The following is a 25,161-nucleotide window of genomic DNA, read 5'->3' as shown; positions in this document are numbered from 1 at the left end:
ATGGACGAGCAATACATGTTTGCTTACAGGTATGTGCTTAAAGTCATGCAGTGGATTGAGAGCATACAGATGCTCGTCCGTCGTAATCAACTCGCTTAGAATGCGGACATGGACACATCGACTCAGCCCCCGCCGCGGGCAGCGGATCCACTCGACGCTGTCGGCCCCGCCTTCTCCCGGCTGCGGCGTGCGCAGGTCCTGAATGTCGAGAAGCAGGTGTCCCGCAAGGACTTCACCAGGACGCTGGTCCTCAATATCGTCCAGGACGGGCCCGACCAGGAGGGCCAGGAAATCACCGTCGGTGTCGTGGGCGAGCGACTCGCCGTCGACCCCTCCGTGGCGAGCCGGATGGTCTCCGACTGCATCACCGCCGGCTATCTGATCCGCGCGGCCTCACAGCGGGACGGCCGCCGCACGATCCTCCAGCTCACCCCGGAGGGGCGTGAGACGCTCGCCCGCTTCCGCCACCACCAGCGAGCGGCCTTCGAGCGCATCACCCAGGACTGGCCGGAGGAGGAGCGGCTCGAATTCGCCCGCCTGCTCATCAAGTACGTGGACTCCGTGGGCGAGTTGCAGCAGGATTCCGGCTCCGCCTGACCGTCCGGCGAGCGCACGGGAAGGGCCCGCGGCGACGACCCGCCGCGGACCCCGGTCCGCTACCTCTGCCCCGTACGGGATCCCCGTACGAGAACTTTCCGCAGTACCGCCGTGAGCACCGCGGTCTCCTCGCCCCCTGGGTCCGCGCCCGGCGACCGCCATGCGACGACACCGTCGGGCCGTACCAGGACCGCCCCTTCGGGGCGCAGACCGCCGTAGCGCTCGCAGAAGGTGCCGTCCGGATCGGCCAGCGTGCCCGCCCCGCCGCCCGTGCCCGGCACCACCCGGCGGGCAATGAGTTTCAGGCCCAGCCCGGCGGAGGCGGAGACGGCGGCCGAGATCCACTCGCGGCCGCGCTCCCCGGTCAGCAGGACGAAGTCGCGCCCGAACAGGTCAAGCGTGGAGACGGGTTCGCCGCCCCGCGACAGCATCGCGTACGGCGCCCGGGTCCCCGGCTCCCCGTGCAGCGCCCGCGGATCGGAGGCGACGGGAAGATCCGCGCCGCCCGGCTCCGCGACGACCGCGGCGGAGCGGTACGCCTGGCCCGACGTCACCGTCACGGCGTCCGCGACGGCGGCCCGCTGCTCCGGGGTGGCGGTGCCGGAACGCAGGGCGAGCTGGAGGGACCCCTGCTCGGCCGTGTAGCTCGCCACGGGTCGCCGCTCGGCGTCGTACGTCTCCACGAGGCCGGCACCCGCGACGCCATCGACCACCAGGGCGAGCTTCCAGGCGAGGTTGTGGGCGTCGGCGATACCGGTGTTGGCTCCGTAACCCCCGGTCGGCGGCACCACATGCGCCGCGTCCCCGGCGAGCAGCACCCGCCCGTGCACAAAGTCCTCGGCCACCTGCTCCGCCATGTCCCAGGGGAAGCGCGAACGGATCGTCACCTCGACCCCGGGCGCTCCTACGGCCGCCCCCACCAGCTCGGCGCAGCGGCCGTCGGTGAAGTCCTCCAGACTCTCGCCGTCCTCGGGCCTGTACCCGACGATCAGCGTGCCCCCGGTCAATGTGTCGTCATGTACGAGGATGCCGGTGACCTGGTCATTCTTCACATGGACCACGCTGTAACGGCGCTCCTTGAGCACCGGGCGCAGATCCGCGCCGAACGCGATGCTCACATGCCGGGACAGCACCCCGCGCCCCTGTCGGGGCACCTTCAGCGCCTCCCGCACGGTGCTGCGCGGCCCGTCGCAGGCCACCAGATAGGAGCTGCGGAAGGTACGGGTGCCGGCGTCGTCACCGAGGACGGCGGTCACCCCCTCCGGGTCCTCCGCGAAGGACAACAGCTCCGTACCGAACCTGAGGTCGGAGCCGAGCTCCATGGCCCGGTCCCGAAGCAGAGGCTCCAGCCGGTCCTGCGGCAGCAGAAGCAGCCGGGAGGGGGTGAGGTCGCCCAGGTCGTCGTCGCCCTCCAGCTCCTCCTTGCTGAACAGCACCTGCCCCGCCAGCGAGGTCACCCCGGCACGAGTGCGGTGGGTGGCGAACCCCGCCGCCTCCCGTACGGCCGCGTCCTCGACGCCGGCCTGCCGCAGCAGCTCCCCGGTCCTGGGATAGTAGCCGACGGCCCTTGGATGGATGGACGTGCCGGGATGGCGTTCCACCATGGTGCACCGGACCCCGTGCCGGGCGAGGAACAGGACGGTGGACAGCCCGACGAGGCTGCCGCCGACGATCAGTACGGGTGCACTGTCGGAAGGATCGGAAGCGGTGGTCATCGCACAGTCCCTCTCTGGGATATCGGCGTCGGACATCGGCTCTCGGAACGGACGTCGGTCCTGCTCACGGGGTCGGCAGCCCGGCCCGCCCCAGGGCCAGGTAGTCCACGACCTCCCAGTGCTCCGCGACCTTGCCGCGCTCGATGCGGAACTGGTCGCAGGTGCGCATCTGAAGCGGCAGCCCGGAGGGGCCGCCCCCGCTCCATGCGCCGGTGAGCGTGCCGGTCCAGGTGACGAAGACCATCACCCGGTCGTCGGCGGCGACGATGTGGTCGACTGTGGTGACCAGGTCGGGAAAGGCGGCGATGTTGTCCGCGAAGAACGCCTTGAACGCGTCGAGCCCGTCCGGCACCGCGTCCGTACGCATGTTGTGGTGCCGGTAGTCCTGGTGGTAGTAGCGCTCGGCCAGGTCCAGCCGGTGCTCGCTGAAGACGTCGCGGTACGCGCCGAGCACCAGATCCGCGTTGGCCCGCTCGGTGTCGCTGTGCGGGCCGTGCAGACCGGGGGCGGCCGGCCGGCCGCTCTGTTCCGGCCCGTCGTCCACGCCGTGCGCGGCGAGCACGTCCCGGTCGACCACGTTCCAGTGCTCGGCGACCCTGCCGTCCCGCAGACGGTACAACTCGGCGGTGTGCAGCCGGAGTTCGGCGCCCGATCGGGTGCGTCCGGCCCAAGTCGCGAAGAGCATCACCCGGTCGTTGTCGGCCACCAGGTGGTCGATACCCGCGCGCAGCTCCGGGAATTCACGGTCCGACGTCCGCCAGCCCGCCGGGTCGTGCTCGACGAAGTCGGCGTGGAAGAAGCGGCCCGCCTGCGCGAGGCGGCGCTCGCGGTAGAGCGTCCCGTACAGCTGGCGGACCAGCTCGGCGTTGCGCGTGCGCTGCCCGGCGGGGGTCACGGTGGTCATGGGGTCCTCTCGGCTCGGCTCTTGAACAAGGGGAGGATCAGGGGAGGGTGACCGCTCAGGCCTTGAGCGCGTACGTCGACCAGTGGGAGTCGGCCTCGAAGCCGAGTTTGCGGTTGAGCGCGACCACGGCCGTATTGGCGGTGTCGTTGAAGACCTGGACCAGCGCGAGACGGCTGTTCTCCCGGGCAGCCCCGAGCAGCAGTTCGGCCTTCAGCCAGGTGGCGAGACCACGCCGCCGGTGCTGCGGCAGCACCAGCGTCTCGCCGACGTCCGCCATCGGACTGCTGCGCACGAACACGGTGGCGTACGCGACGATCGCGGTGCCGTGCTCGGGCAGCGCCGCCACCACATGGGGCAGATGCCCGGCCCGCTCCGCCTCGGCCTCCCGCGCCCGTACGTCGTCGGCGGAGGGACGCCGCACCCGGGCCTGGCCGTTGACCCGTTCCTCCAGCGCGCTCCAGGCCCGCGCATAGGATTCCACGAGGTCGTCGGGGCAGGACCCCTGCCACGCCACCAGCCGGTACCCGGGGACCGGCCGGCCCGCCGCGGCCTGAATCACCCCACGGGCGGGCCCGGTCAGACGCAGCCGATGGCGCACGCTCTTGCCGATGAGTTCCGCGCCGAGCTCCGCCGCGAAGCGCTCACCGGCCGCTGCCCTGGGAGCGTCGGCCAGCAGCAGATCCCGTCCCCGCTCCCGCAGCGCCGCCAGCCCCGCGGCCGCCAGGGCCCGCCCGGCACCACGCCGCCGGAAGCCGGGGAACACCCACAGCGAACCGTGCCCCGGCCCGCTCGGATCCCCCAGGTCGAGCCCGAGCTTCAGCACCCCGGCCGGGGTGCCGCCGTCGTACGCGACGAGCACGATCCGCTCGGTCCCGTGCCGCCGCTGGAACAGCCGCGCCAGCAGGGCCTCCGTCACTGGCGGATCACCGGGCAGCTCCAGGCTCATGGTCTCCCGGAACCCGGGAAGCAATGCGGCGATGGTCGCCGGCTCATCGCCGTCGAGGCTACGAATCTCCATACCCCACACGGTGGCCCGGACCTCTCGAAGCACCGTCGAGGACAACTCGACACCGGGCGCGGGCACCGGCGCGGAAATGGGACGGGCCCCGTCGCTTTCCAGGATTCCTCCGGAAGGCGACGGGGCCCGGTACCACGGGGGCGCTGATCGGACCCGTCAGGCGCCGCCCGTCACGCGGAGCGTCTCGCCGTTGGTGTTGCCGTTGGCGGCCGAGCCGAGGAAGACGACAGCCCGGGCCACGTCCTCGGGTGCGGACATCCGGCCCGACGGCAGGGTCTTGCCCTTCTCCTCCAGGAAGCCCGGGGGCACATGCGCCCGCACGGTCTCGGTGCTGGTCTGCCCCGGCACCACCATGTTGACCAGGATCCCGTCGGGTCCCAGCTCCCAGGCCAGGCTGCGCATCAGCCCGAAGAACGCGGACTTGCCCGCGCCGTACGCCCCCGCCCCGGCCTTGCCGGTGTCCGCGAGGCCCGCGCCGAGCAGCACGACCCGGCCCCACGGCCGCCCGCGCATCCACGGCAGCACGGCCTGAAGCGTGTGGAACACGGCGTCGACGGACGTGCGCAGCACCTCCTGCCACTGCTTCGCCGGTACGTCCTCGAAGTGCGGCACCGGCTGCCCGGGCCGCGGGATCGCCTCGCTCCAGACCACCGCGTTGGCCACCAGCACATCGATGCCGCCCCACTCCTCGGCGACCCGCCCCACCGCGTCCCGTATGCACCGCTCGTCTGCGAGGTCGTAGCGCACCACCAGTGGTGTCCCGCCCGCCTCGGTCACCAGCCGCGCCGTCTCCCGGGCTCCGTCCTCATCGCTGTGGTACGTGATCGCGACCCTCGCGCCCTCCTCCCCGTACGCCACGGCCGTGGCCCGGCCGATGCCCGAGGAGGCGCCGGTGACCAGTACGACCTTGTTCCGCAGATCCGTCCTCATGACTCCACCTCGGTCGTCGTCGGGGCACGGTGGCCGATGCTCTGCGCGTGCCGGAAGAAGTCCTCCGGGTCGTAGGCCCGCTTCACGGCGCGCAGCCGGAGACGGTTCGCGCCGAAGTACTCCGTCTCCCAGTCCCCGTCCACCCGTGAGCTGGGGAAGTTGATGTACGAGCCGCAGGCGAGCGGTTCGAGTGCCGTCGCCGCACGGTCCGCCAGCGCGGTCAGTCGCGCCGGCGCCGCCGGGTCCGCCGCCACCTCGCGGCAGGCGAACTGATAGCCGATCAGGAACCGTGCGTCCCGGTGGGCATAGGCGGTCGCGGTGCCCGGCACCCGGCTCGCCGCACCACCCAGCGCGATGCACAGCAGATAGCGCTCCTGGCCCGCCGCGTCGAGCTCGGGATCCCAGGCGTCCAGGAGTGCCGCCGACTCCGCCCGGGTCGCGGCCCGGCGGGTCAGCCGGTAGCTCTGCCGGGTGTACGGATGCCGGTGCCCCTCAGCCTCGGGACCGGTTCCGGTACGACGGCACTGGGCCACGGTCTTCGAGCCGCACAGCGCCTCGTGCATCACCTCGGCATACCCTCCCCGCGCACCGACGGTCCGGCTCAGCGGCTTGCTCCCGGCCCGTTCCGCCAGTTCGTCCAGCCCGGCGCGCAACGCCTCGTCCGGGCCCAGGTGCACACCCCAGACCTTGACCACGGGACGCCCGCCGGGCCCGAACATGCCCGGCAGCACCACCAGCGAGGTGCCGAGCTCGTCGGGGCCGTCGACGGCCCACTCCTGCCAGGCCGTCAGCACCTCCACGGCGTCGTCGTACGCCCACAGCGTCTCGAAGCCGGTCATCACCGGCGCGTCGATCGGGTGCACCTCGAACTCCGTGACCACCCCGAAGGTGCCTCCGCCGCCACCGCGCAGCGCCCAGTAGAGATCGGGTTCCTCGGTGGGCGAGCAGCGGACGGTCCGGCCGTTGGCGAGTACGACGCGAGCCGCGGTGATCCGGTCGCTGCCCAGTCCGAACCGCCGCGTCTGCCAGCCGATCCCGCCGCCGGTCAGGAATCCGCCCGCGGCGACTGTGGGAAACGTTCCGGTGACGATCTGCCGCCCCTGGGACCGCAGGGCGTCGAGCGCGTCCAACGACTGGACACCCGCCGCGAGCCGCACCACGGGCCCCTCGGCCACGGCGTGGTTCATCCGGGACAGGTCGACGACCAGCCCCGCACCGGTCGACCAGCCGTTGAAGCTGTGGCCGCCGCCCCGGATGTGCGGCCGCACCCCGTGCTCCCGGGCGTGGCGCACACACAGCGCGACATCCCGTTCGGAGGCGCAGTACACGACGGCGTACGGCTCGATCGTGTCGTACTCGGTGTTCTGGAGCTGTCGGGCCAGAGCGAAGCCCACCTCGTGAGGCAGAACCAGGTCGCCGTCGAGCCGGTCCCGCAGCGCCGCCGCACGCATCAGTCGTCGATGCCGAACTTGCCGGCGGTCACCTTGGAGCCCGCGTGCCCGCGCAGCTTGGTGCCCTGCGGGTCGAAGAACTCGGCGCCGCCGGTGCCCTGCCACTCGGTGTCCGAGACGAACTCGCCCGACACCCGGACATGCGCCTCCCCCACGTGATTGCCATCGGGGTCGGCGGCCAGGATGCGGAAGCCGTACTCGAAACCGTCCGGGCCCGTAGCACGCCAGGAGCCCAGGCCGATGTTCTTCGTGTTGAGCTGGGTGGAGACGACCGAGCCGTCCGCCGAGAAGCAGACGAGCCCGGGGACCATCTTCCCGTCGTCGTCCAACTGCGTGGTCCAGGTACCGACCAGCCGTGCGTCGATCATCACAGATCTCCTCGATTCTCTGGGGGAACGGGCGGAGTGGGATGTCCCGGCCAGGCTTCCGGCCGCCTCTCAAGGCCGGCTCGAAACACCCTGTAGCCGGGCGGGTCCTGCTGCGGCGGACCGCACAGGGGACCGAACTCCGGATGCCAGGGCCCGGCCACATGCGGGGAACAGAGGGCCACCAGGCCCCGGTACGACGGCAGCAGGATGTAGCGCACCAGCCCCCGCCACACAGCGCCCGAGGCGGTGCGGCGGGGCGGGACGGCGATCTTGTCGGGATGCCCCTCGGGCAGGAACTCCGGGTTGAACGGACGCAGGGACATGGCACTCCTGGAGGTGGATGCGCGAACTCGTCATGCGGCGCGGACGGCCATCTCCACACCGCCGTCGAAGGAAAGAGGCAGCGACACATAGCCGCTGCCGGAGACCCGGACATGGGCGAGGAACTCCGCGCACCGCGCCGACACGGCTCGCACTCCATGAGCCACCACCACGGCACCCGGCAGCATCCTGGGTTCCACCAGTTTCAGCAGCGCGAGGAAGGACTCCGGCGGACCATCGAGCAACAGCAGATCGACCCGCCCGGGCACGGTCGCCAGCAGCCGCTCGGGACTGCCCACCCGCACCTGGGCGTACTGTCCGAGTCCGGCCTTCTCGACCGTGGCCGCGACGGCCTCGGCGCGTTGGGCATCCGGCTCGCAGCAGATGACCCGGCCCCGCCCGTTCTCGCTCATGGCCGCCGCGAGCCCGGCGGTGCACGACTCGTCCGGACAGCCGATCTGGAGCACATTGAGCGGTCCGGCAGCCCGCACCAACTGCCGCAGCAGGGTTCCGGTGGCGGTTTCGCAGGAGTGCTCGGAGAATCCTGCCGAGTGCTCAGCAGTCCAGCGGCCCTGTGGAGTGATCCACAGGGCCGCCGGCTCTTTGCAGCCGACAACAGCACCGTCTGCGCCTGGAGGAGACCCGGGGACGATCTCTACCGCGCGGACACGTCAGTTCCGGGCACCGGACGGACCCGGTAGGGGCGGCGAGGCCGGAACGAGGACGGTCGGTGCCGCCGCGCCGCGCGACCACGGGCCGCACTCAGTGCAGCCTCCAGTGGAATTTGCCGCCGCTCACCCACCGGATCATCTCCAGGTCATCGAGATCGTGGACCGTGATGCCCGCGGCCGCGGCGAGGGCGAGCACGTCCGTCATCGACGTCGCCGCGCCGACGACCTCCCCGTCGATCTCCACGAGGCGGAAGGGCGGATCACCGGGCTGCACCTTCAGCACAGTGATCCGAGGAGTCGAGGAACGGGGGCTCGCACTTTCGGTCATGCATGGATGTTCCACGTCAGGGGCGGCGCTATGCCCGGTGGCGGGGCTGCGCCGGTCCTAGATCACCCGCCTGAGCGAAGACGGCCGTGATCCGCTGCCGGTGGTCGCCGCGCCGTATGAAGCCCCGCCCACGAGCCGTTGCGGACCGGCCGGCAGGGGTACCGGCCCCGGGATCGCCGCCGCAATCGCGGGAAACCCCTGTCACACACACGTGTCAACCGGGCGGAGGCCGATGTGCCGGGCCCGGTCATGGGGCACGATCTTGTCCAGTCACCCCTCGGGAAGGATTGTCCATGTCCGATCGCGCCTCTGGGAAACATGGGTCTCTGCTCGCGGTGAGCGACCTTCACGTCGGGATGGCGGACAACCGCCCCGTCGTCGAGTCGCTGCGGCCCGATTCGGACGAGGACTGGCTCATCGTCGCCGGTGATGTCGCGGAACGGATCGAGGACGTGGAGTGGGCGCTGCGGTTGCTGGCGGGCCGCTACGCCCGGGTGATCTGGACCCCGGGGAACCATGAGCTGTGGACGACCGGACAGGACCCGGTCCAGCTCCGGGGCCAGGAACGGTACGAGCACCTGGTCGAGCTGTGCCGGAGCCTCGGGGTGTCCACTCCGGAGGACCCGTACCCGCTGTGGCCCGGCCCCGAAGGGCCGGTGGCGATCGCGCCCGTGTTCCTGCTGTACGACTACAGCTTCCGGGCGCCGGGCACGACGACCAAGGAGGAGTCCCTGGCGTACGCGCACGGGACGGGGGTGGTGTGCACCGACGAGTTCCTGCTGCACCCCGACCCGTACCCGAGCCGGGACGCCTGGTGTTGGGCGCGGGTGGCGGAGACGGAGCGGCGCCTCGCCGCACATGATCCGGAGGTTCCGCTGGTCGTCGCCGGCCACTGGCCCCTGGTCCGGGAGCCGATGGCCGTCCTGACGTACCCCGAGTTCGCCCAGTGGTGCGGCACGGAGCTCACCGCCGACTGGCACCGGCGCTTCAATGTGGCGGCCGTGGTCTACGGCCATCTGCACATTCCCCGGACGACCTGGTACGACGGGGTCCGCTTCGAGGAGGTCTCCATCGGCTACCCCAGGGAATGGCGCAGGCGGGGCCACCCCAGGGGGCTTCTGCGGCGGATCCTGCCGTACGGCGGCGACGGCGGTGGCGCAACGGTGGCGGCGCCCGTCGGCGACAGCTCAGCACCTTGATCACACGGCCGTCGGGGTCGGGGACGCAGAAGCGGCGCACGCCCCTTCTGCGCCGGCGGGTCAGATGACCGGCGGCCGTCCCAGTTTCGTCATCCGCCACACCGTGCGCCACCGCATGGGCCGCCGCGGCCCGCACGGCGTACGGACGCCCTCCGCGAAGCCGCCCGCCCAGGCCCGCAGCCCGGTGGCCGACCGGGTGCGGGCCACGGTGAGGAGGGTCCAGGTGCCCAGATAGGCCGGGACCAGGGGCACCGGCAGGTTGCGGCGGGCCAGCCAGACCCGGTTGCGGGCCGTCATCCGGTAGTAGACGGAGTGTCTGGCCGGGAGGTCTTGGGGTGCTGGAGCAGCAGACCGGGCTCGTAGAGGATCTTCCAGCCCGCGTCGAGCGCCCGCCAGGACAGGTCCGTCTCCTCGTGTTTTCCAGCCTCGGGACGCCCGGCATGCTGTTGGACGTGCGGTAGTACGTCGTGGACATGTGTGTGAGGTGGTGAGGCGGCCACGTCGCGCGACGCTAGCATCGGCACTCCGCCGACCACTGGAGTTTGCCGCTATGTCGTTGCCGCGTATCGGAGTCGTCATCGTGACCATGGGCACGCGCCCGCGGGAGCTGGCGGCTCTGCTTGCTTCGGTGGAGAAGCAGGATGTGCCGGCGACACGGGTAATGTTGATCGGTAATTCGGCACCCCTCGTGGACGTGGACGTGGCGGAGAACGTGACCAAGGTCCCGCTGGAGGAGAACCTGGGCTGCCCGGGAGGCCGCAACGTCGGCCTGGAGATGCTGCGCGACTCTGGTGAGGTCGATGTCGTCATCGAGCTGGACGACGACGGTCTGCTGATCGACGCGGACGTGTTCCGAAGGGTCCAGCAGCTCTTCGCGTCGGACCCGAAGCTCGGAATCGTTGGATTCCGGGTCGCCGATGAATACGGGTACACCGAGCGACGATGGGTTCCTCGGCTGCGCGCCGATGATCCGATGCGTCGTGGGCTGGTGACCGCATTCCTCGGTGGTGGGCACGCCTTCTCCATGCCGATGCTGAGGGAGACCGGGCTGTGGGCTGGGGAATTCTTCTTCGGGCATGAAGAATCCGACCTGGCGTGGCGTGCGCTCGATGAAGGATGGAAGATTCTGTACGAGCCCGAGCTCGTCCTTCAGCATCCGGCGACGTCCCCGGCGCGGCATGCGGTCTACTACCGGTTCACGGCGCGGAATCGGGTGTGGCTGGCGCGCCGTCGGCTGCCTTGGCCGCTGGTTCCGGTCTACCTCGGCGTGTGGGTCCTTCTGACCACGGCACGTACCCGGTCCGTGGCCGGGCTGCGGGCATGGTGGGGCGGTTTTGCCGAGGGTGTGCGGACGTCGTGTCCTCCGCGTAAGGCGATGAAGTGGCGCACGGCGTGGCGCATGACCCGGTTGGGCCGCCCACCGATCCTTTGAGCTGCCCCACGTTCGGATCGGGGCGGCTCACCAGTCGGTGAGGTTCACCAGATATCGGCAGTGCGGGTCGTCCGCGGCGTCGGACGTCCTCCACTCCTCGCCGAGCAAGGACGGTAGCGCTGCCAGGAGTGCGGTCAGCGCACCGCCAGGCCGCACGTCTGCGGCGATCACGCCAGGGATCTCGTCGCTGTCCATGTACAGGCGCAGCAGGCCGTCGTTGCGAAAGAGGAACCCGCGCAGATGTGCCCTGGCCCGCCCCGTGGACGGACGGGCCAGGCACCGTAGCAAGGTCGCGGACCAGTCGTCTGTGGTGAACGGGGCTTCCTTCACTTGCTCCGGATCGACCAGATACAGGTCCATCCCCATGGTGGAAGTGACCCTGTTTCCCGGGTAGATGTGCGTACCGGTGTGCACAGCGCGGAGCAAGGCGACGACATCGTGCGCGGTACGCAGCTCCTCTCCCCGGCGGAGCGGGATCTCGTACGCAGTCAGCCGGTCCGGCGAGCACTCACTCCTGTCCCCGAGGACGGCCCGCACTGCCGGTGCATCCGAGGGTGCGGGCAGAATCCCGCGTACGTGCTGGTCCTCCAGCAGCGGCGCGTAGACGAAGTTCAACAGGAGGTCGGCTACTTCCACCTGAAGGTCTTCGATCTCTCGGTCGTCTTCGCTCACGAGGTTATTCATTCACCCAGTTTGGACACTTCTGCATGCCGTTGCAGTACGCGGTGATCACACCGATCACGTTGCCGCGTCCCGCGTCGTACCTTCCGTCGTCCGTCTTGCGCGCGTACCGCACCTTGACGATGAGTTTCACGCGCCCGTAGGCCCGGTTTGAGGCCCATCCCCAGTACTGGATGTTGGCGCCCTGTACGTCGTCGACGTTCCCCTGGATCGGGATGTCGACGATTGCGCACTTCTTGATGTTGTGCTTGCCGGAGAAGTGGTTCCAGCCCAGTTCGCCGTTGCCGACGCGGGTGGGGACGTGCCGACCATCAGGATCGGTCGCGTTGCACTTGGCGCTCTTGTTCCAGTACGGACCCGCCTGGGCCGGGGCGGCGAAGCCGACGAGGAGCATGGTCGCTGCCGCGACAGGTGACACGAGTGCGGTGATCTTCTTCATATCATGGAATGTGACATGTGCAGAATGGTGGAGTAAGTGGACGAATCGACTTTCCCTCCATCTAGTTATTTGTCGTACTGGTCGGATGTCTCTGGAGGGATCGGAGAGGGCGGACGGACGCCGGAGGCTGTTGTTCGAGTAGGCGTGCCTGAAGGTCGGCGATCTTCCGGTCCTGGAACTCACTCCGGGTGGCGCCGTGCGGATCTCGTGTCAGGCAGTCGATTCACTCCTTGCGGTGCACAGTGCAGAAGCCGTTGCCGCCCGCCCGGATGCGCAGGCACTCGGGGATGGCGCAGCCCCACCCGTACTTCTCGTGATCGGGCGGGATGTCCAGCACGTCACCGCGGAACAGGGGATCAAGGTGCGGCCCGTTGACCAGGGCCTCCAGCAGTTCGAGGCGGTCCCGTCCGGCCCGGCCGAGCCCGCGATCGGGCAGCGCGCGTAGAGGCGAGCTCAACTCTGCTCACGCCAAACGGTGTTCAATGCGGTGACGTGGACGTCGACGTGTCCGTAGACCTCCTCGACGGTCTGCGCCGAGGCCCACCCGCCCGCATCCCGCGCGATCAGCGCGTTGCCGTCCGCGGCGTCGAAGACGGCGCTGCCGAACCGATGCCGGAACATGTGCGGCCAGACCGGGCCGAGGTCCAGCCGGTAGCCAGCCCGCTTCAGTAACTTGCGCGCCGAGTCGGTCGTCCTGGGCAGGCCGACGGTCGGTCCAGTGAGGTTGACCAGGAGCATGCCGTGTTGGGCGTTTGGCGGATACTCGGTCGTCATGTACGCGCGCCCACCCGTCAGCCGGGTGCGCCGGCCTGGCTGGGAACCGATTCGAGGAGGCCGACCAGGCGTTTGCCCCGGTCCTCGGCCATGTCGAGCGTGGTCAGCACGGACGGGGTCGAGATGCTCGGCAGCACGTAATGCAGAAGTACCGAGATCCGCCGCCCCAAGTCCTCGCGCTTGCACAGGGCTTGAGACATGACCTGAATGCCGGAGAAGGAGCCCGCCAGCATTTCGGCGGTCTCGCGGGGGTCGACGTGTGGCAGGAGTTCGCCCTGATTCTTCGCGGCGACCAGCAGGTTTTCGAGCCGGTCTATCCAGGCACGGAACGGAGTGCCCCGGTCCAGTCCTTCCACCGCCTGGTCCATGGCGAGCCCGACGCTGGCGCGTACCAGCGGCTCGTGGCGGAGCCGGTGGGCGAGCAGCATTCCCTGATCGACCAATTCCTGAAGCTTCGTCAGCTGGGGAGGGAGTGGATCGCCGTCCAGCTGTACATCCATCACCCCGAGTGCCAGGTCTTCCTTTGAGGTGAAATGGAAATAGAGCGCACCTTTTGTCACGCCGGCCCGCGTGAGGATTTCACTGATGGTGGCGCTGCTGTAGCCGCGTTCATCGAAAACGGCGGCGGCCGCCACCAGGATCGACCGTCGAGTCTGGATCGCGCGCGCCTGCTGTGCCATCAGCTACGAGTCTCTCTCAGTCGTGGCGTGGTCAGTGCCACTGGGATATGGCTGGATAGGAAAACCGAACTGTCAGTATCTTACTGCGGGGGCGGACTGCCCTCCCGGTATGCATCCTCTGGGAGGAATATTCATGGTTCAGCTCACCTCGCGCAGCGTTTCGGTATTCGTCGAAGGCGCCGACGGCGCCGGACGTGCCGGAGTCGCCGTATACCCGGGAGCTGACGGGACGGTGCCGACGGGAAGACAGCCGGAGGGCGACTTCCTGCGGCGGCTGGTCCACCGGCCCGACGCCGAGGACATCTTCGCCACCGGCTGGACCCGGCAGACCGAGACCCAGTTCTCGGTATCGGCCCGGTGGCCGCGGGCGCACCGCTTCTTCGCCCCCGTGTCCGGTCGTCACCAGGATCCGCTGCTGATCGCGGAGACCATGCGGCAGACGACGATGCTCCTGGGGCATGCGGCCTTCGGCATGCCGTTCGAGAACCAGTTCGTGATGTGGGAGCTCGCGTACGTCTCCGACCCCGACCAGCTGCTCCTGGGCGAGGCGCCCTGGGACATCACGGTGGATGTGTCCTGCTCCCGGATCCGGCGCGGCCGCCGGCACATCGGCTCCATGCACGTCGAGCTGCTCCTGCACCGCTTGGGCGCCGTCCTCGCCAGTGGAGGCGGGCGTATCAGCTGCGCCTCGGCCGAGGCGTACCGGAAGCTGCGGAACGGGCGGCGGGACGCGATCGGCGCCCCGATACCCCTCCTGCCCGCCGTCGCACCGGCCGAGGTGGGCAGGGCCGATGAACGCGATGTCGTACTGGCGCCGGGGCCGCGGCACAACGTCTGGCAGCTGCGGCTCGACACCGGACATCCGACGCTGTTCGCCCGGCCCAACGACCATGTGCCGGGCATTCTGCTGCTGGAGGCGGCCCGCCAGGCGGCGGTCGCCGTCACCCCCGGTCATGACTTCCTCCCCACGTCGGTGCGGACCGACTTCCTCCAGTACGTGGAACTCGACCGCCCCTGCTGGGTCGAGGCCCGGCCCGTCCCGGCCGGCGACCCCATGGCGACCGCGGTGCACGTCTCGGCGGCGCAGGACGGCCGGCCGGTCTTCGCCTGCACCCTCGAATCCCCGGGCCCGCGGCAGGACGCGGCGCACCCCCGGTGGGCGGGACAGTGATGACACCGCGCGTACTCATCACCGGCGCGGCCGGCTTCATCGGCGGCCATGTGGTGGCCGCGGCCCGCGCCACCCCCGGCCTCCGGCTGCGTCTGATGACCCACCGGACCGCCCTCGCCGCATCCGCCAAAGGGCCCGGCGTCGAGACGGTGTACGGGGATCTCACCGACCCGGCGACGCTGCGCGGCAGCTGCGAGGGCGTCGACGCGGTGATCCACTGCGCCTCCTGGATCGGTTCCGACGAACCGACCGCGCGGTCCGTCAATGATCATGGAACGCGGGCCCTGGCCGAAGAGGCGGCTCGCTGCGGGGTCACCCGGATCGTGTATCTGAGCACGGCATCCGTCTACGGCCGGGGCCCGTTCACCGGGCTGCTGCCCGGACAGGCCGAGCTCGCCCCGGTCTCGGCCACCAGCCTGACCCGCGCCGCCGCCGAGCAGCACGTCCTCGCGGCCGGCGGCGTCGTCGTGCGGCCGCACCTCGTGTACGGCGCCGGGGACCGGTGGGCCGTGCCCGGACTGGTCGGGCTGGTCCGGCAGCTCTCGACCGGGCTGACCGGGTGCGGGGCGCGGTACTCGATGATCGACGTACAGGCGCTGGGGCGGGCGCTGCTGGGTGCGGCGCTGTCCCCGAAGGAGCCGGCCGGGGTCTACCACGTCAACCACCCCGAGCCGGTGAGCTGTTCGCAGCTGATGTCCACGATCCTCGACGAACTGCGGCTGCCCTGGGGAGCCGCCGGTATCGACGTGGAGGCCGCCCGTGAGCGGCTTGCCGGTGTGCCGTACGCACTGCACCACCTCGGCATGCTCGCCGTGGATCACTGGTTCGCCGACGAACGGGCCGGCCAGGACTTCGACTGGGAGCCGGGCGAAGGCTTCACGACCGCGTTCGCCCGGCACGCCCCGTGGTACCGCCGGTACCTGGACGCCGCTCCGGGCCGCTGACGGCGGCGGGCATCGTCGCTCAGGGCCCGATCCGGGTGCCCGTGCCGCTCACCCGCACCCGGGCGTCGCCCGCCCGGAGTCCGACCGTGAGGACGCCGGGGCGGCCCATGTCCTCGCCCTGGTGGAGAGTGAGGAGCGCGGTGTCGGGGACGAGGTCCAGCGTGCGCAGATAGGCGCCGAAGGCGGCCGCCGCCGCGCCCGTGGCGGGGTCCTCGACGACGCCGCCCACCGGGAACGGGTCGCGGACGTGGAAGACGGCGGGCGACGCCCGCCACACCAGCTGCAGGGTGGTCAGGTCCAGTCGGTGCATCAGGGTTTCGAGGCGCGCGAAGTCGTAGTCGAGGTCGGCGAGCCGCTCCCGGGTCGCGGCGGCCAGCACCAGATGCCGGGCGCCCGCGTACGCGATCCGGGGCGGCAGCGCCGGGTCGAGATCGGCGGCCGGCCAGTCCAGGGCGGCGGTTTTCTTTGTACGAGATTCTTATTGCGCCGAAGGCGTTCTCAGCGGGCACCTGATCAGATGACTCCTCGGGCAGTCCGGCGTTCTGCCGCGGTCTCCCGCACTAGCGTCATCGGTAACCCATCACTTCGCGGCGGATCCGCGCTGCGAGTCGATTCCTGGAGTGACGTCATGCGCCGTACCACTGCTGTCTTCGTAGGAGCTCTTGCCCTGTCGGCCGCCCTCGCCTCCCAGGCTGTCGCGGCACCCGCCGAGATCGACGCACCCAACGCCAGGGCCGCAGCCGAAGTGGGCTACCGCGGCGACCTGATGAGGCAGAAGAACGTGGTCAACAGCTTCCAGAACGACCCGGGCGTCTACTGTGTCATCGTCGACCCGAACGCGGGCATCAACCTTCCCAGTGCCCTGATCCTGGCCAATCCCCATATCCATGCCGACAGCGTCGTGACGATTGGGGAGCCCACCCTGGCGTGTAACAGCCGACGGGACGCCATCACCGTGGTGACCCTCAAGAACGGCCTGCCCGCGTCCTCCAGCTTCACCATCGCGGTCCTGTAGCGGCGACGGTATCAGCGGGGGCGGGAGTGCGGCCGCGGTCGATCCTTCCCCGTGGCTTCGTCGCCACTCACCCAAGAGGCGGTGCTCTCGGCTTCCAGCCCGGCCGGAAGCCCGTTCCGTCGACAACGAGAAGGCCGCACCGTCGGCACGAAACCCCGCCCCCTCCCGCGCGCTGCGGGAGGGGGCGGGGTTGCTTCCGGGCGGCCTGCCACAGGGCGACGGCGAGGCTGATCACGCCGACCAGGGCAGCGAGGGAGGGGAGCGGCCGGCGGGCGCGTTGACGCGCATCGGGCCGTGCCGCGTCCCGCTTCTGCCGTTCCGTCTCCCCACGCACCACCATGTCGAGGCGCCCATCGTGGTCATCGATCCGGCGGGAGTGGTCCTTGACCGCCTCGTCCGTCTGATCGTGTCTCTGCACCAGTGGAGCGAGATCCCCGGCAGCGCGGGTGAACCCCACCTCGATGGGCGATGGTGTGGAGTGCGGCCCCATGCGCCGTGACCGGCGCGGTTGTGCGTGCATATTTGGGGCGTTGGTGCGCGAGCTCATCCCGCATGGCGGTGGGCGCAACCGGGCATGGCTGTAGGTGTTTTACCGGAACTGTCGTCAGCGTACGTCCGCCCGCCCGGCCGGTCCGGGCGGATCCATGGGGCCGCGTGGGGGTCAAGAAGGCCTGCGCGACGGCGGGTTCGTGTCATGGGGGGCCATCAGTGGTGATCACCGTCTCCGTCGCGTATGCGCGCTATGCCCCCGCGAATCCATTCCTGTCGCACTTCTCATCCACGCGATGCCCTGATGACGCGAACACGACAGCTGCGCGATGGGCCGGCCCGGTGCACTTTCCGAGCACACCACCAGCCAGGGGAGGGACAGATGACGCACTCATCGCACCAGCAGGAGCTGCGCGACGCCGCCAGGAACCTCGGACGCCGCCGCTTCCTCACCGTCACGGGTGCCGCCGCCGCACTCGCCTTCTCGGTCAACCTGCCGGCCGCGGGCACCGCGAGCGCCGCCGAGCTGGACAACCGGAAGATCGGCGAGGACCCGTTCACCCTCGGTGTCGCCTCCGGCGACCCGCTGCCCGATTCGGTCCTGCTGTGGACGAGACTCGCCCCGCGCCCGTACGAGCCCGGCAGCGGACTGCCCCGGGCCCGCGTCCAGGTGCGCTGGGAACTCGCCCGCGACGAGCGCTTCTCCCGCATCGTCCGGCGCGGATCGGCCACCGCCCACCCGGAGTTCGACCACAGCGTCCATGTCGAGATCAAGGGCCTCGACGCGGACCGCGTCTTCTACTACCGCTTCCGTACCGGGAGCTGGACCAGCCCCACCGGCCGGACCCGCACCGCGCCCGCCCGCGCCGCCCGCAACAGCACGCTGAGCCTCGCCGCCGTCTCCTGCCAGGCCTACCACGACGGCTACTTCACCGCGTACAGGCACCTCGCCCAGGAGGACGTCGACGTCGTCTTCCACCTCGGCGACTACCTCTACGAATACGCCGTCAACGCGACCGGCGGGGCCCGTGGCTACACCGACCGCACCCTCCCCGCCCACTTCAACCGGGAGACGGTCACGCTGGAGGACTACCGGCTGCGCTACGGCCTCTACAAATCCGACCCCGATCTGCGCGCCGCCCACGCCGCGCACCCCTTCGTCGTCACCTGGGACGACCACGAGACCGAGAACAACTACGCGGGCGACACCCCCGAGAACGACGTACCGCCGGAGGAATTCCTGCTGCGGCGCGCCGCCGCCTACCGGGCGTACTGGGAGAACCAGCCGCTGCGCACCCCGCAGCGGCCCACCGGCCCGGACATGAAGCTCTACCGGCGCCTGCACTTCGGCCGCCTCGCCCAGTTCGACATCCTCGACACCCGCCAGTACCGCAGCGACCAGGCGTACGGCGACGGCTGGCAGAAGCCCGGACCGGAGTCCGAGGACCCGTCGCGCACCCTCACCGGCGCCGCCCAGGAGCGCTGGCTGCTCGACGGCTGGCGTGACTCGCACGCCACCTGGAACGTCGTACCGCAGCAGGTCGCCTTCGCTCAGCGGCGCGATGTCCCCACCGATGCCTTCAAGCTGTCGATGGACGCGTGGGACGGCTACCCCGCCTCCCGGGAACGGGTCCTGAAGGGAGCCGAGGCCGCCGGGATCGACAACCTGATGGTGCTGACCGGCGATGTGCACGTCGGCTACGGCTTCGACCTGAAGAAGGACTTCGACGACCCGTCGTCCCGCACCCTCGGCACGGAGATCGTCGCCACCTCCGTCACCAGCGGCAAGAACGGCTCCGACAAGCCGGCCAGTTGGAACAACCAGATGCAGGCCAACCCGCACATGAGGTTCTTCAACGGCCGTCGCGGATACGCCGTCGTCACGCTGGGCGCGGAGCGGGCGCGCGCCGACTACCGCACGGTGTCGGCCGTCACCACGCCCGGTGCGCCCCTCGCGACGGCCGGATCGTTCGTCACGGAGGTGGGGAACCAGGGCCTCACGCCCGCGTAGGGCCCCTGTTCCCCTCCGGACGGGTGCCGGTCAGCCGAGTCCGTCGGCCGGGTAGCGGACGCCGATACGGTCGCGTACCGCGTCGAGCGTCCGCATCACGGCGAGGGAACCGTCCAGCGGCACCAGCGGCGACTCCGTCTCGCCCGCCCGCAACGCCCGCGCCACCTCGGCCTGCTCGAACTGCATCCCGCGCAGCCCCGCGCCCGCCGCCCCCGCGGTGAACTCCTCCGGCTCGCGCCCCGGCCGGTGCAGCACGAACCGCTCCGGGTAGAAGAAGCCGTGCGGGAAATCGATCCGGCCCTTCGTCCCGGTGACCGACGCGGTCACCGGGGTGTCCCCGACGAGGGAACAGTTCAGCAGCGCCGAGGCGCCCGCCCGCGACCAGCTCAGCAGCATCGCCGTGTTCAGGTCGACGCCCTCCGGGGAGAGCAGCGCGTCCGCCTGGACCCGGTCCGGCTCACCCAGCAGCAGATGCGCGAACGACACCGGATAGACCCCGAGGTCCAGCAGCGCGCCACCGCCCAGCGCCGGATCGCGCAGCCGGTGCCCGGGACCGAAGTCGCCCGCGAACCCGAAGTCGGCCTGCACGGTCCGGATGTCCCCGATGGCGCCGTCCCGCACGAGCTCCGTCATGCGCCGGATGACCGGGTTGCAGTACATCCACATGGCCTCCATCAGGAACAGCCCGCGGTCCCGGGCGAGCTTCACCAGCTCCTCCGCCTCCCGCGCGTCGAGGGTGAACGCCTTCTCGCACAGCACGTGCTTCCCGGCCTCCAGGCAGAGCGCGGTCGCCTCCCGGTGCGCCGAGTGCGGCGTCGCCACGTACACCACGTCGACGTCGTCGTCGGCGACGAGCCCGGCCCAGCTGCCGTGGGCCCGGGGTATCCCGAACCGCTGCGCGAACGCCTTCGCGGACGCGTCCGTACGGGACGCGACGGCCACCACCTCCGCGTCCGGCATCGTCCGGAGATCCTCGGTGAACGTCGCGGCGATGCCGCCGGTCGCCAGCACACCCCACCGCACAGCCCTGCCCATGCCTGTCATGCCTGCACCCCAAAACGGTCTCGACCAGTCCGGCTGAGCTGAGAGCATAGAGGCGGATTCAACGACATGGAGATGAGAATGCCGGAGAGCGGCGCGAGCCGGGCCCAGCAGGAACGCACACACATACCGGCCACCGGGACCGGGGCGGCAGAGCACCGAGTCACCGGTACGTCCCCCGGAACACCGGCCGCCACCGACGCGGCCCGGCGCACCGGACTTCTCGTCACTCTCGTCCTGGGCGGCCTCACCGCACTGCCGCCGCTCTCCATGGACATGTACCTCCCGGCGCTGCCCGCGGTCACCGAGTCCCTGCACGCTCCCGCCGCGACCGTCCAGCTCACCCTCACCGCCTGCCTCACCGGCATGGCACTCGGCCAGGTCGTCGTCGGACCGATGAGCGACCGGTGGGGGAGGCGCAGGCCGCTGCTCCTCGGCATGATCGTCTACGTCGTCGCCACCGCGTTGTGCGTCTTCGCGCCCACCACCGGCCTTCTCATCGGCTTCCGCCTGCTGCAGGGTCTGGCGGGCGCGGCAGGGATCGTCATCGCCCGCGCCGTGGTGCGCGACCTGTACGACGGCGTGGAGATGGCCAGGTTCTTCTCCACGCTGATGCTGATCTCCGGCGTCGCACCGGTCGTCGCGCCGCTGATCGGCGGACAGGTGCTGAGGTTCACGGACTGGCGGGGGATCTTCGCCGTCCTCACCGTCGTGGGCGTGGCGCTCACCCTGGTCGTCTGGAAGTGGCTGCACGAGACCCTGCCGCCGCAGGACCGGCACACCGGCGGCATCGGCGACGCGCTGCGCACCATGCGCGGGCTGCTCGCCGACCGGGTCTTCACCGGCTACATGATCGCGGGCAGTCTCGCCTTCGCCGCCCTCTTCTCTTATGTGAGCGCCTCGCCGTTCGTCGTGCAGGAGATCTACGGGGCATCGCCGCAGACCTTCAGCCTGCTCTTCGGCATCAACTCGGTCGGCCTGATCGCCGTGGGCCAGATCAACGGCAAGCTGCTGGTCGGCCGGATCAGCCTGGACAAGGCGCTCGCCTTCGGCCTCTCCGTCATCGTGCTCGCCGCGGCCGCGCTGCTGCTGATGACGTCCGGGGTCTTCGGGGACGTGGGCCTGGTTCCGGTCGCGGCGGGGCTGTTCGTGCTGATGTCGGCGATGGGCCTGGCGATGCCGAACACGAACGCGCAGGCCCTGATGCGTACCAAGCACGCGGCCGGGTCCGCGTCCGCGCTGCTCGGCACCTCGTCCTTCCTGATCGGCGCCGTCGCCTCGCCGCTCGTCGGGATCGCGGGCGAGGGGACGGCCGTGCCGATGGCCGTCGTGCAACTGGTGTGCGCGGTGGGCGCGATGGCCTGCTTCCTGGGGCTGTGCAGGCCCTGGCAGCGCGTGTCGTGACGCGGGTCCCGTGACGGGGGGCGCCGGAATCCGGGACCGGACGGACCGGGTGTGCCGCACCCGGTCCGGGCAGCGCCCGGGGCCTCCCGGCCGGCTCGCGCCCCGCCATGCGATCACGATCCGGCCCGGTCCGGCCGACAGGCCTCAGTGGGCGCTCGGATAGCCGATCAGATGCGGGCGGTCCTTCTCGTCCGTCCAGCGGAACAGGCCGACGCCGTCCGACGTCACCGTGCCGGGAATCCGCTGGTTCGACGGCAGGGCGCCCGTCGTGCCGCTCCTGATCGCGACCGCGACGGGAGTTCCGCCGCCGGCCAGCACGTCGGCCGCGTTGCGCGCGTTCGCCGCGCCGTAGGCGATGCCCTCGTCGTTCACCGACGCCAGCGTCAGCGGCTTCGTGCCGTCCGCCCCCTCGAAGCAGAAGCCCCGCTTCGTCAACACGTCGAAGGCGAGCGGCCCGGCCACCAGGAAGTTCCCCGAGGGCGCGGAGACGAGCTGCGGGTACTGGCCCGGCTTGATCGCGGGCTTGCTGCACTCCACCGAGGCGAGCGGCTTGCCCGTCTCCAGGTCGTGCACCGTCCACAGGTCATGGGTGGCGGCGCGCTTCGCGCCCTTGGCGAGCTGCCACTTCGCCAGTACCAGGCCCGGAATCACCGTCGTCGGGATTCCGCTGAGCCGGTCGGTGCCCTTGGGGGCGACATCGCGGCTGAACCAGCCGCCCTGCACCCAGAACTCCTTGGCCCCGCTGACCAGCAGGCCCTTCTGGGTCAGCCCGCGGACTTCGGTGAGCTGCTTGCAGGTCGTGCAGCCCTTCGGGTACTTGAGCGCGGGGGCGGCTATCTGCGACACCCGGCCGGTCACCGGGTCGACCACCGCGCTGTTCGTCCGGCCGTCACTGATCAGGATGCCGGGGCCGGTGGTGGAGACCGTGGGCACCGAGCTCCACGGCACCTCGACGCGCCGCCGCGAGCCGTCCTCCACGTCGTAGACGTCCAGCGAGACGATCGTGTCGGCGGGCGTCAGCGCGTTCTCGCCGACCTTTCCGTACGACCACGTCACGAAGTACTCGTGGTCGCCCGCGGTGAGCGGGAGGAGCCTCGGGAAGTGCTGCGGGGACGGGGGCCGCCAGCTCTCGCCGTGCCAGCCGGCCTCGCCGGTCTCCGCGTCGATGGTCCGCAGCTGGTACTTGGTGTCCGAGACCCGCGCGAGGTAGGCGAGGCTGCCCGTCGTCCGGGACAGCGCGTAGTCGGGCGAGGTGCCGATCAGCTCCCAGCCGCGCTCCGTCGCGAACACGGACGGGACGGTGAGCTGTGTCACCGGGACCGAGTTCTTCTTGGCATGTTTCTTCGGCTTGTCGGCACTCTTCTCACCACTGGCGCAGGTCGCCAGCAGAAGAAGCATGGCGAGCACGAGCACTCCGCCGACCAGAACCAGGCGCACGATCTTCTGTCTCATGGCTTCCCTCGATGGGCAATCCCGACCTCGCGGCGGTCAGCGTAGCAACTGGCGCAGGGGTCGCGGCAGTTCGTATGTTGTATTGTTCGCCGCCAGTACCGGGCCGGAAGCGGGAGGACGGCCTCCGCCTACAATTCGTCGGTGAACGCCACCCTCCCCACCGCGGAAGCCCTGCGTACGGCGCTGGCCGGACTGCTCGACGGGCTGCCGCCCAAGCAGGCCGCCCAGGCGGTCGACCGGCTCATCGCCAACTACCGGGGGACCACCCCCACGGACGCCCCGGTGCTCCGCGACCGTTCCGATGTCGCCGCCTATGCCGCGTACCGGATGCCCGCGACCTTCGAAGCGGTACGGTCCGCCCTCGCCGCACTCCAGGAGGCCGCCCCGGACTGGGTGCCCGCCACGCACACCGACATCGGCGGCGGCACCGGAGCGGCGAGCTGGGCCGTGGCCGGGGCCTGGGAGGGGCCGCGTACGACCGTCCTGGACTGGGCCGAGCCCGCACTCGCCCTGGGCCGTGAGCTGGCCGCGCTCTCCGGCATCCCCGCCCTGCGCGCCGCCGAGTGGCGGCGGGCCCGGATCGGCGCGGGCCTCGAACTCGCCCCCACGGACCTGGTCACCGTCTCCTACGTACTCAAGGAGCTGACGGCGGACGTCCGTACCGCGCTCGTCGACACCGCGGCGGCCGCGGCCCAGGCCGTCGTGGTCGTCGAGCCCGGCACCCCCGACGGCTACGCCCGGATCATCGAGGCCCGCGACCGGCTGATCGCCGCCGGGCTGAAGGTCGCCGCGCCCTGCCCGCACAGCGACGCCTGCCCCATCGAGCCGGGCACGGACTGGTGCCACTTCTCGGCCCGGGTCAGCCGCTCCTCGCTCCACCGGCAGGTGAAGGGCGGCTCGTTGCCGTACGAGGACGAGAAGTTCAGCTATGTCGTGGCGACCCGCTTCGGTACGGAGCCCGTCCGGGCGCGCGTCACCCGCAAGCCGCAGATCCGCAAGGGGCAGGTGCTGCTGGACCTGTGCACCCGCGACGAGGCCCTGCGGCGCTCCACGGTCACCAAACGGCACGGCGAGCTGTACCGGGCCGCCCGGGACACCGCGTGGGGCGACGCGTGGCCGCCGCCCCACCTGCCGGGCCCGTCCGAGGACTGAGGACGGGGCGGCCCGGGGCGGGCCCGGTTACCCGCGCAGCTCCTGTGTGCAGCACTTGACGCTGCCGCCGCCCTTCAGCAGCTCGCCCAGATCCATCGGCACCGGCTCGAAGCCGCGCGCCCGCAGCGGACCGAAGAGCCCCGTGGCGGCCTGCGGCAGCAGCACATGGAGCCCGTCGCTCACCGCGTTCAGGCCGAGCGCCGCGGCGTCCGCCTCCTTGGCGATCAGCGCGTCGGGGAAGAGCCTCGCCAGCACCGACCGGCTGCCGGGCGAGAACGCCCCCGGGTAGTACATGATCTCGTCGCCCGCCTCGTCGAGCACGGACAGGGCGGTGTCCAGGTGGTAGTAGCGCGGGTCGACCAGATCGAGCCCGATCACCGGGCGCCCGAAGAACTCCTGCGCCTCGTCGTGCGAGAGCGGGCTGGACCGGAAGCCCTGTCCGGCCAGGAGGTACGAAGCGGTGACCGCGAAATCTCCCTCGCCCTCGTTGACGTGGGCCGGTTCGTGGATCTCGGTGAAGCCGTTGGCCCGGAACCACTCCCGATGGGCCCCGGCCTCCTCGTACCGCTCCTGGTAGGCGAACCGGGCGCCCAGCACCCGGCCGTCGATGACGGTGGCGCCGTTGGCGGCGAAGACCATGTCGGGCAGCGCGGGCCGGGGCGTGAGCAGCTCCACGGTGTGTCCGAGGGCACGGTAGCGGTCGCGGAGATCCTCCCACTGGGTCTGGGCCAGCGGGAGGTCCACGGGCTTGCTGGGGTCCATCCAGGGGTTGATGGAGTACGTCACCCTGAAATGGGCCGGAGCGCACATCAGGTAGCGGCGGGGTGTGGCTTCACGAGGCAACTAAGGCTCCTCACGAACACAGCAGGGGTGACCTGCCGGGGGGCTTCGCACGGGTGTGTGCGTGAGCCCATGGTCCGCTCTCCGGGGCCCGCGCGCAGTGATCCGATCGGGTGGTTCCGCACGGTGATGAG

Annotated in this window: 26 protein-coding genes and 2 pseudogenes; 9 read left to right on the top strand and 19 right to left on the bottom strand. The window is 70.7% G+C overall.

All coding sequences use genetic code 11. The features are described 5' to 3' along the window. The first annotated feature begins 108 nt into the window (after positions 1–108). Positions 109–597, top strand: coding sequence for a MarR family winged helix-turn-helix transcriptional regulator (locus tag ACF08M_RS05430; protein WP_392183895.1), 489 nt, complete (start codon positions 109–111; stop codon positions 595–597). Between the two features lie 59 nt (positions 598–656). On the opposite strand, the gene ACF08M_RS05425 is transcribed toward ACF08M_RS05430, so the two are convergent. From ACF08M_RS05425 to ACF08M_RS05385, 9 genes are all read right to left on the bottom strand, one after another. After that, complete coding sequence (locus tag ACF08M_RS05425; protein ID WP_392183894.1) at positions 657–2,312, bottom strand: FAD-dependent oxidoreductase; 1,656 nt, start codon at positions 2,310–2,312, stop codon at positions 657–659. Between the two features lie 64 nt (positions 2,313–2,376). After that, positions 2,377–3,216 (bottom strand): ester cyclase, encoded by an 840-nt coding sequence (locus ACF08M_RS05420; RefSeq protein WP_392183893.1) that lies wholly within the window; start codon positions 3,214–3,216, stop codon positions 2,377–2,379. Between the two features lie 55 nt (positions 3,217–3,271). After that, positions 3,272–4,234 carry a GNAT family N-acetyltransferase gene (locus tag ACF08M_RS05415; protein ID WP_392183892.1) on the bottom strand — a complete coding sequence of 321 codons (963 nt, stop codon included), beginning with the start codon at positions 4,232–4,234 and terminating at the stop codon, positions 3,272–3,274. A gap of 156 nt (positions 4,235–4,390) precedes the next feature. Then, complete coding sequence (locus tag ACF08M_RS05410; protein ID WP_392183891.1) at positions 4,391–5,164, bottom strand: SDR family NAD(P)-dependent oxidoreductase; 774 nt, start codon at positions 5,162–5,164, stop codon at positions 4,391–4,393. Next, positions 5,161–6,615 (bottom strand): FAD-binding oxidoreductase, encoded by a 1,455-nt coding sequence (locus ACF08M_RS05405; RefSeq protein WP_392183890.1) that lies wholly within the window; start codon positions 6,613–6,615, stop codon positions 5,161–5,163. Before ACF08M_RS05405 ends, ACF08M_RS05410 begins: the two co-directional genes overlap by 4 nt. After that, positions 6,615–6,983 (bottom strand): hypothetical protein, encoded by a 369-nt coding sequence (locus ACF08M_RS05400; RefSeq protein WP_392183889.1) that lies wholly within the window; start codon positions 6,981–6,983, stop codon positions 6,615–6,617. The genes ACF08M_RS05405 and ACF08M_RS05400 overlap by 1 nt, the downstream gene beginning before the upstream one ends. Continuing rightward, positions 6,983–7,306, bottom strand: coding sequence for a hypothetical protein (locus ACF08M_RS05395; RefSeq protein ID WP_392183888.1), 324 nt, complete (start codon positions 7,304–7,306; stop codon positions 6,983–6,985). Before ACF08M_RS05395 ends, ACF08M_RS05400 begins: the two co-directional genes overlap by 1 nt. A 30-nt stretch (positions 7,307–7,336) precedes the next feature. Next, positions 7,337–7,795, bottom strand: coding sequence for an O-methyltransferase (locus ACF08M_RS05390; RefSeq protein WP_392183986.1), 459 nt, complete (start codon positions 7,793–7,795; stop codon positions 7,337–7,339). 271 nt (positions 7,796–8,066) lie between these two features. Beyond that, the gene (locus ACF08M_RS05385; RefSeq protein WP_392183887.1) at positions 8,067–8,303 is read right to left on the bottom strand and encodes a hypothetical protein; all 237 of its coding nucleotides are present in this window, start codon (positions 8,301–8,303) and stop codon (positions 8,067–8,069) included. 293 nt (positions 8,304–8,596) lie between these two features. Here ACF08M_RS05385 and ACF08M_RS05380 point away from each other — a divergent pair, with 293 nt between their 5' ends. After that, complete coding sequence (locus tag ACF08M_RS05380; RefSeq protein ID WP_392183886.1) at positions 8,597–9,502, top strand: metallophosphoesterase family protein; 906 nt, start codon at positions 8,597–8,599, stop codon at positions 9,500–9,502. Positions 9,503–9,562: 60 nt separating this feature from the next. On the opposite strand, the pseudogene ACF08M_RS05375 reads toward ACF08M_RS05380, so the two are convergent. Continuing rightward, positions 9,563–9,918, bottom strand: a pseudogene (locus ACF08M_RS05375) (glycosyltransferase family 2 protein); the annotation flags it as partial. Between the two features lie 134 nt (positions 9,919–10,052). On the opposite strand from ACF08M_RS05375, the gene ACF08M_RS05370 reads away from it, so the two are divergent. Beyond that, the gene (locus ACF08M_RS05370; RefSeq protein ID WP_392183885.1) at positions 10,053–10,934 is read left to right on the top strand and encodes a glycosyltransferase family 2 protein; all 882 of its coding nucleotides are present in this window, start codon (positions 10,053–10,055) and stop codon (positions 10,932–10,934) included. A gap of 27 nt (positions 10,935–10,961) precedes the next feature. On the opposite strand, the gene ACF08M_RS05365 is transcribed toward ACF08M_RS05370, so the two are convergent. The 5 genes from ACF08M_RS05365 to ACF08M_RS05345 form a co-directional block, all read right to left on the bottom strand. Next, a complete protein-coding gene (locus ACF08M_RS05365) occupies positions 10,962–11,606 on the bottom strand; it encodes a hypothetical protein (protein ID WP_392183884.1) in 645 nt (214 codons plus the stop codon). Positions 11,607–11,610: 4 nt separating this feature from the next. Then, positions 11,611–12,054 (bottom strand): hypothetical protein, encoded by a 444-nt coding sequence (locus tag ACF08M_RS05360; protein WP_392183883.1) that lies wholly within the window; start codon positions 12,052–12,054, stop codon positions 11,611–11,613. A gap of 223 nt (positions 12,055–12,277) precedes the next feature. Continuing rightward, positions 12,278–12,511, bottom strand: a complete 234-nt coding sequence (locus ACF08M_RS05355; protein ID WP_392183882.1) for a hypothetical protein — start codon at positions 12,509–12,511, stop codon at positions 12,278–12,280. Beyond that, positions 12,508–12,828, bottom strand: a complete 321-nt coding sequence (locus ACF08M_RS05350) for a hypothetical protein (RefSeq protein ID WP_392183881.1) — start codon at positions 12,826–12,828, stop codon at positions 12,508–12,510. The genes ACF08M_RS05355 and ACF08M_RS05350 overlap by 4 nt, the downstream gene beginning before the upstream one ends. Positions 12,829–12,845: 17 nt before the next feature. Further along, entirely contained in the window at positions 12,846–13,508 is a 663-nt protein-coding gene (locus tag ACF08M_RS05345; protein WP_392183880.1) for a ScbR family autoregulator-binding transcription factor, read from the bottom strand. Between the two features lie 133 nt (positions 13,509–13,641). On the opposite strand from ACF08M_RS05345, the gene ACF08M_RS05340 reads away from it, so the two are divergent. Both ACF08M_RS05340 and ACF08M_RS05335 read left to right on the top strand, forming a co-directional pair. Then, on the top strand, positions 13,642–14,679 hold the full coding sequence (locus ACF08M_RS05340) for a ScbA/BarX family gamma-butyrolactone biosynthesis protein (protein WP_392183879.1): 1,038 nt from the start codon (positions 13,642–13,644) through the stop codon (positions 14,677–14,679). Then, a complete protein-coding gene (locus ACF08M_RS05335) occupies positions 14,679–15,623 on the top strand; it encodes an NAD-dependent epimerase/dehydratase family protein (protein WP_392183878.1) in 945 nt (314 codons plus the stop codon). The genes ACF08M_RS05340 and ACF08M_RS05335 overlap by 1 nt, the downstream gene beginning before the upstream one ends. A 19-nt stretch (positions 15,624–15,642) precedes the next feature. On the opposite strand, the pseudogene ACF08M_RS05330 reads toward ACF08M_RS05335, so the two are convergent. Beyond that, positions 15,643–16,080: pseudogene (locus ACF08M_RS05330) on the bottom strand (PhzF family phenazine biosynthesis protein); the annotation flags it as partial. Positions 16,081–16,251: 171 nt separating this feature from the next. Here ACF08M_RS05330 and ACF08M_RS05325 point away from each other — a divergent pair. Both ACF08M_RS05325 and ACF08M_RS05320 read left to right on the top strand, forming a co-directional pair. After that, a complete protein-coding gene (locus tag ACF08M_RS05325; RefSeq protein ID WP_392183877.1) occupies positions 16,252–16,638 on the top strand; it encodes a hypothetical protein in 387 nt (128 codons plus the stop codon). An 871-nt stretch (positions 16,639–17,509) separates the two neighbouring features. Beyond that, positions 17,510–19,138 (top strand): alkaline phosphatase D family protein, encoded by a 1,629-nt coding sequence (locus ACF08M_RS05320; protein ID WP_392183876.1) that lies wholly within the window; start codon positions 17,510–17,512, stop codon positions 19,136–19,138. 30 nt (positions 19,139–19,168) lie between these two features. Here ACF08M_RS05320 and ACF08M_RS05315 read toward each other — a convergent pair whose 3' ends face one another. Next, positions 19,169–20,173, bottom strand: a complete 1,005-nt coding sequence (locus ACF08M_RS05315; RefSeq protein ID WP_392183985.1) for a Gfo/Idh/MocA family protein — start codon at positions 20,171–20,173, stop codon at positions 19,169–19,171. 87 nt (positions 20,174–20,260) lie between these two features. On the opposite strand from ACF08M_RS05315, the gene ACF08M_RS05310 reads away from it, so the two are divergent. Then, entirely contained in the window at positions 20,261–21,583 is a 1,323-nt protein-coding gene (locus ACF08M_RS05310) for a multidrug effflux MFS transporter (RefSeq protein WP_392183875.1), read from the top strand. A 144-nt stretch (positions 21,584–21,727) separates the two neighbouring features. Here the strand turns inward: ACF08M_RS05310 and ACF08M_RS05305 are convergent, their stop codons facing one another. Beyond that, on the bottom strand, positions 21,728–23,035 hold the full coding sequence (locus ACF08M_RS05305) for a hypothetical protein (RefSeq protein ID WP_392183874.1): 1,308 nt from the start codon (positions 23,033–23,035) through the stop codon (positions 21,728–21,730). Positions 23,036–23,176: 141 nt separating this feature from the next. Here ACF08M_RS05305 and ACF08M_RS05300 point away from each other — a divergent pair, with 141 nt between their 5' ends. Continuing rightward, positions 23,177–24,187, top strand: a complete 1,011-nt coding sequence (locus tag ACF08M_RS05300) for a small ribosomal subunit Rsm22 family protein (RefSeq protein ID WP_392183873.1) — start codon at positions 23,177–23,179, stop codon at positions 24,185–24,187. 27 nt (positions 24,188–24,214) lie between these two features. On the opposite strand, the gene ddaH is transcribed toward ACF08M_RS05300, so the two are convergent. Further along, positions 24,215–25,030, bottom strand: a complete 816-nt coding sequence (gene ddaH, locus ACF08M_RS05295; RefSeq protein WP_392183872.1) for a dimethylargininase — start codon at positions 25,028–25,030, stop codon at positions 24,215–24,217. Between the last annotated feature and the right edge of the window lie 131 nt (positions 25,031–25,161).

The sequence above is a fragment of the Streptomyces sp. NPDC015032 genome, from assembly GCF_043080425.1.
Classification (GTDB): Bacteria; Actinomycetota; Actinomycetes; order Streptomycetales; family Streptomycetaceae; genus Streptomyces.
The sequence above is the reverse complement of the archived record's forward strand: the minus strand, read 5'-3'. Positions and strand labels throughout refer to the sequence as shown.